Annotated in this window: 2 tRNA genes and 3 rRNA genes; all 5 read right to left on the bottom strand. The window is 48.0% G+C overall.

The window, feature by feature from the left end:
* Nucleotides 1–84: 84 nt before the first annotated feature.
* The 5 genes from rrf to I3249_RS12820 all read right to left on the bottom strand — a co-directional run bounded on the left by rrf (nucleotide 85) and on the right by I3249_RS12820 (nucleotide 5,363).
* Nucleotides 85–198 (bottom strand): 5S ribosomal RNA (gene rrf / locus I3249_RS12840).
* A gap of 186 nt (nucleotides 199–384) precedes the next feature.
* Nucleotides 385–3,240 (bottom strand): 23S ribosomal RNA (locus I3249_RS12835).
* Between the two features lie 347 nt (nucleotides 3,241–3,587).
* Nucleotides 3,588–3,663: transfer RNA gene (locus tag I3249_RS12830), tRNA-Ala, on the bottom strand.
* A 9-nt stretch (nucleotides 3,664–3,672) separates the two neighbouring features.
* Nucleotides 3,673–3,749 (bottom strand) — tRNA-Ile (locus tag I3249_RS12825).
* A 75-nt stretch (nucleotides 3,750–3,824) separates the two neighbouring features.
* Nucleotides 3,825–5,363, bottom strand: a 16S ribosomal RNA gene (locus I3249_RS12820).
* Together the 16S, 23S and 5S rRNA genes with 2 tRNA genes alongside form the textbook arrangement of a ribosomal RNA operon.
* Between the last annotated feature and the right edge of the window lie 442 nt (nucleotides 5,364–5,805).

The raw sequence follows: 5,805 nt of genomic DNA, 5'->3' as shown, positions 1-5,805 counted from the left end.
ATAGGATTTGCTACGTAGGTCACTAGGAATAAAAGATAAAAAAAAGAGCCACCCAATTAAGGATGACTCTTTTTAAGTATAAGGAGCTGACGATGACCTACTCTCACATGGGCGAACCACACTACCATTGGCGCTACGATGTTTCACTTCTGAGTTCGGGAAGGGATCAGGTGGGGCCATCGCGCTATTGTCGTCAGCAAAGGGGGTTAGATATGAGTCTGTTGTTGTTATTGTTTGACTATAAATGTTTAGTTTATGGTCGATCAACTTGTAACCTAACTGAATCAAGGTTAAAGGTGATATCGAAATATTCTTTCTTATTCTATAGCCTGAGCTATACAAGATAGATTAATTAGACTTGGTTACAAACCACTTGGGTGTTGTATGGTCAAGCCAAACGAGCAATTAGTACAGGTTAGCTACACGCATCGCTGCGCTTCCACACCCTGCCTATCAACGTCCTAGTCTTGAACGGCTCTTTAGGGAAATCTAATCTTGAGGTGGGCTTCCCGCTTAGATGCTTTCAGCGGTTATCCCATCCGAACGTAGCTACCGGGCAATGCCACTGGCGTGACAACCCGAACACCAGAGGTTCGTCCACTCTGGTCCTCTCGTACTAGGAGCAGATCCTCTCAAATTTCCAACGCCCACGGTAGATAGGGACCGAACTGTCTCACGACGTTCTAAACCCAGCTCGCGTACCTCTTTAAATGGCGAACAGCCATACCCTTAGGACCTGCTTCAGCCCTAGGATGAGATGAGCCGACATCGAGGTGCCAAACACCGCCGTCGATATGAACTCTTGGGCGGTATCAGCCTGTTATCCCCAGAGTACCTTTTATCCGTTGAGCGATGGCCCTTCCATACAGAACCACCGGATCACTAAGACCTACTTTCGTACCTGCTCGACTTGTGGGTCTCGCAGTTAAGCGCGCTTTTGCCTTTATACTCTACGACCGATTTCCGACCGGTCTGAGCGCACCTTCGTACTCCTCCGTTACTCTTTAGGAGGAGACCGCCCCAGTCAAACTACCCACCATACATTGTCCTCGGTATTGTTATACCTGAGTTAGAACCCCAACATGACCAGGGTGGTATTTCAAGATTGGCTCCACCGAGACTAGCGTCTCGGCTTCAAAGCCTCCCACCTATCCTGCACAAGTCAGGTCAAAGTTCAATGTAAAGCTGTAGTAAAGGTTCACGGGGTCTTTCCGTCTAGCCGCGGGTACACAGCATCTTCACTGCGATTTCGATTTCACTGAGTCTCTGCTGGAGACAGCGCTGCCATCATTATGTCATTCGTGCAGGTCGGAACTTACCCGACAAGGAATTTCGCTACCTTAGGACCGTTATAGTTACGGCCGCCGTTTACTGGGGCTTCGATCAAGAGCTTCGCTTACGCTAACCCCATCAATTAACCTTCCAGCACCGGGCAGACATCACACCCTATACGTCCACTTTCGTGTTTGCAGAGTGCTGTGTTTTTAATAAACAGTTGCAGCAGCCTGGTATCTGCGACTGCCAACAGCTCAAGGAGCAAGTCCTATCACCATCAACAGCGTACCTTCTCCCGAAGTTACGGTACCATTTTGCCTAGTTCCTTCAGCAGAGTTCTCTCAAGCGCCTTGGTATTCTCTACCTGATCACCTGTGTCGGTTTAGGGTACGATTCGTTTATAACTATTGCTTAGAAGCTTTTCCTGGAAGCATGGTATTTGCCACTTCGCTGTACAAGTACAGCTTGCTATCAGATCTCGGTATAAAATAGCCCGGATTTACCTAAGCTATAAACCTACATCCTTTCACCTGGACAACCAACGCCAGGCTGACATAACCTTCTCCGTCCCTCCATCGCATTATAAACAAGTATCGGAATATTAACCGATTTCCCATCGACTACGCCTTTCGGCCTCGCCTTAGGGGTCGACTCACCCAGCCCCGATTAACGTTGGACTGGAACCCTTGATCTTCCGGCGTGCGAGCTTTTCACTCGCATTATCGTTACTCACGTCAGCATTCGCTCTTGTGATACCTCCAGCATGCTTTACAACACACCTTCACAGGCTTACACAACGCTCCCCTACCACTTGAAAACAAATTCAAATCCGCAGCTTCGGCTCCTAGTTTGAGCCCCGTTACATCTTCCGCGCGGGCCGACTCGACTAGTGAGCTATTACGCTTTCTTTAAAGGATGGCTGCTTCTAAGCCAACCTCCTAGCTGTCTATGCCTTCCCACCTCGTTTCCCACTTAACTAGGAATTTGGGGCCTTAGCTGGCGGTCTGGGTTGTTTCCCTCTCCACGATGGACGTTAGCACCCACCGTGTGTCTCCCGGATATCACTCATCGGTATTCGGAGTTTGCATCGGTTTGGTAAGTCGGTATGACCCCCTAGCCGAAACAGTGCTCTACCCCCAATGGTGTTCGTCCGAGGCGCTACCTAAATAGCTTTCGGGGAGAACCAGCTATCACCGAGTTTGATTAGCCTTTCACCCCTATCCACAAGTCATCCCCTGGCTTTTCAACGACAGTGGGTTCGGTCCTCCGGTGCCTGTTACGGCACTTTCAACCTGCTCATGGATAGATCACTCGGTTTCGGGTCTATACCCTGCAACTAAACGCCCTATTAAGACTCGGTTTCCCTACGGCTCCCCTAAACGGTTAACCTTGCTACAGAATATAAGTCGCTGACCCATTATACAAAAGGTACGCGGTCACCCAACAAGTGGGCTCCCACTGCTTGTACGCACACGGTTTCAGGTTCTATTTCACTCCCCTCACAGGGGTTCTTTTCGCCTTTCCCTCACGGTACTGGTTCACTATCGGTCAGTCAGGAGTATTTAGCCTTGGAGGATGGTCCCCCCATCTTCAAACAGGATTTCTCGTGCCCCGCTCTACTTAATATGTTAACTCTAATGTTTCGAATACAGGACTATCACCTACTACGGTCAGCTTTCCCACGCTGTTCTTCTACATTAGAATTAATCGGCTTCTCCCCGTTCGCTCGCCGCTACTAGGGGAATCTCAATTGATGTCTATTCCTAAGGGTACTGAGATGTTTCACTTCCCCTCGTTCGCTTCCTAATAAATTAGGATACCTACCTTATGGTAAGTGGGTTTCCCCATTCAGAAATCTCCGGATCACAGGATATTGCCGCCTCCCCGAAGCTTATCGCAGGCTGTCACGTCTTTCATCGCCTCTGACTGCCAAGGCATCCACCATGTGCGCTTCATTACTTGACCATACAACCCCAAGTAGTCTTTCGACTTCTAAGTGTCATACAATCTAATTATGATAACGATATCACCTATGTTTATACGCTTGATTCAGTTCTCTTTACTTTTTTTAATAACTCACCCCTGGGATAACAACTGATGTCGTTAAGAGGCGAGTTATTAAGGTTAAGAAGTGCGCGTGAACACGCTCTTCCTAACCCAGACTCATATCTATGTTTTTAAATAGTCTCTATGCTCTCGTCGAGTCACAGATTCTGTATAAAACAGAAAGAAGTAATCAATTAAAATCACTTGTTTCTATTTAATACCTATTTATTTATTGGCATCTAAAGCTTACTTAACCGTCTTAGTAGTGGTGGAGCCAAACGGAGTCGAACCGTTGACCTCCTGCGTGCAAGGCAGGCGCTCTACCAACTGAGCTATGGCCCCATTGTAAAATGGTGGGTCTAGGTGGACTTGAACCACCGACCCCCGCGTTATCAACACGGTGCTCTAACCAGCTGAGCTACAGACCCTAATACGTTTGTTAAAAACGTAAGCTTAAACTAAAGAACAACTTGTTGTGAATTCTTGCTGACCGAATGCGTCTATAAGGAGGTGATCCAGCCGCAGGTTCCCCTACGGCTACCTTGTTACGACTTCACCCCAGTCATCAACCACACCGTGGTGAACGCCTCCCCGAAGGTTAAGCTATCCACTTCTGGTGCAATCAACTCCCATGGTGTGACGGGCGGTGTGTACAAGGCCCGGGAACGTATTCACCGCGGCATTCTGATCCGCGATTACTAGCGATTCCTACTTCATGGAGTCGAGTTGCAGACTCCAATCTGGACTACGATAGGCTTTTTGAGATTCGCATCACATCGCTGTGTAGCTGCCCTCTGTACCTACCATTGTAGCACGTGTGTAGCCCTGGTCGTAAGGGCCATGATGACTTGACGTCGTCCCCGCCTTCCTCCAGTTTGTCACTGGCAGTATCCTTAGAGTTCCCGGCTTAACCCGCTGGTAACTAAGGACAAGGGTTGCGCTCGTTGCGGGACTTAACCCAACATCTCACGACACGAGCTGACGACAGCCATGCAGCACCTGTATTCTAATTCCCGAAGGCACTCCCGCATCTCTGCAGGATTCTAGATATGTCAAGACCAGGTAAGGTTCTTCGCGTTGCATCGAATTAAACCACATGCTCCACCGCTTGTGCGGGCCCCCGTCAATTCATTTGAGTTTTAACCTTGCGGCCGTACTCCCCAGGCGGTCTACTTATTGCGTTAGCTGCGTCACTAAGTCCTCAAGGGACCCAACGACTAGTAGACATCGTTTACGGCGTGGACTACCAGGGTATCTAATCCTGTTTGCTACCCACGCTTTCGAGCCTCAGTGTCAGTATGATGCCAGGAAGCTGCCTTCGCCATCGGTATTCCTTCAGATCTCTACGCATTTCACCGCTACACCTGAAATTCTACTTCCCTCTCACCTACTCTAGCCTAACAGTTTCAGATGCAGTTCCCAGGTTAAGCCCGGGGATTTCACATCTGACTTATCAAGCCACCTACGCTCGCTTTACGCCCAGTAATTCCGATTAACGCTTGCACCCTCTGTATTACCGCGGCTGCTGGCACAGAGTTAGCCGGTGCTTATTCTGCAGCTAATGTCATCGTCTCCGGGTATTAACCGAAGAGTCTTCTTCACTGCTTAAAGTGCTTTACAACCAAAAGGCCTTCTTCACACACGCGGCATGGCTGGATCAGGGTTTCCCCCATTGTCCAATATTCCCCACTGCTGCCTCCCGTAGGAGTCCGGGCCGTGTCTCAGTCCCGGTGTGGCTGATCATCCTCTCAGACCAGCTACAGATCGTCGCCATGGTAGGCCTTTACCCCACCATCTAGCTAATCCGACTTAGGCTCATCTAATAGCGAGAGCAACAAGTTGCCCCCTTTCTCCCGTAGGTCGTATGCGGTATTAATTCGAGTTTCCCCGAGCTATCCCCCACTACTAGGTAGATTCCTAAGTATTACTCACCCGTCCGCCGCTCGACGCCTGGTAGCAAGCTACCATCGTTTCCGCTCGACTTGCATGTGTTAAGCCTGCCGCCAGCGTTCAATCTGAGCCATGATCAAACTCTTCAGTTTAATCTTGCTATGAAGCTCTTTAAAGAAGCTTCTAAACTTGGCTCATCTAATCTGGCAAAATCGCTAAAAATTATGTTCGTAATGAATTAACTTTGAGTTTTTCTGCTGTCTTAAATGATAATTTTTATAGTTAGAATGACTCCCGAAAAGAGAGTAAAACCAACTTTATTTTTTAGCATTCTGAATCAGCAAAAATCCACACAAGTTGTTCTTTAGTTATGCTTTTAAATAATGTCTGACACTGTCGTCCAGTGCTAGTATTTCAAACTAAATAAGTCAGCCAATGTGGCTTATCCTATTTAGCGAGCTGACCATCATATCATGTTTTAATAGTCTGTCAACTTCTTTTTTTAATTTGTTTCAACAAGTTAACTGGGTTATCAGTGTGTAATCACACACTAGCTACTTCCAGCTCGTCTTGATGAGGTGCGTATTATAGACG

It is taken from the genome of Psychrobacter sp. Ps1, from assembly GCF_022129425.1.
GTDB lineage: Bacteria > Pseudomonadota > Gammaproteobacteria > Pseudomonadales > Moraxellaceae > Psychrobacter.
The sequence above is the reverse complement of the archived record's forward strand: the minus strand, read 5'-3'. Positions and strand labels throughout refer to the sequence as shown.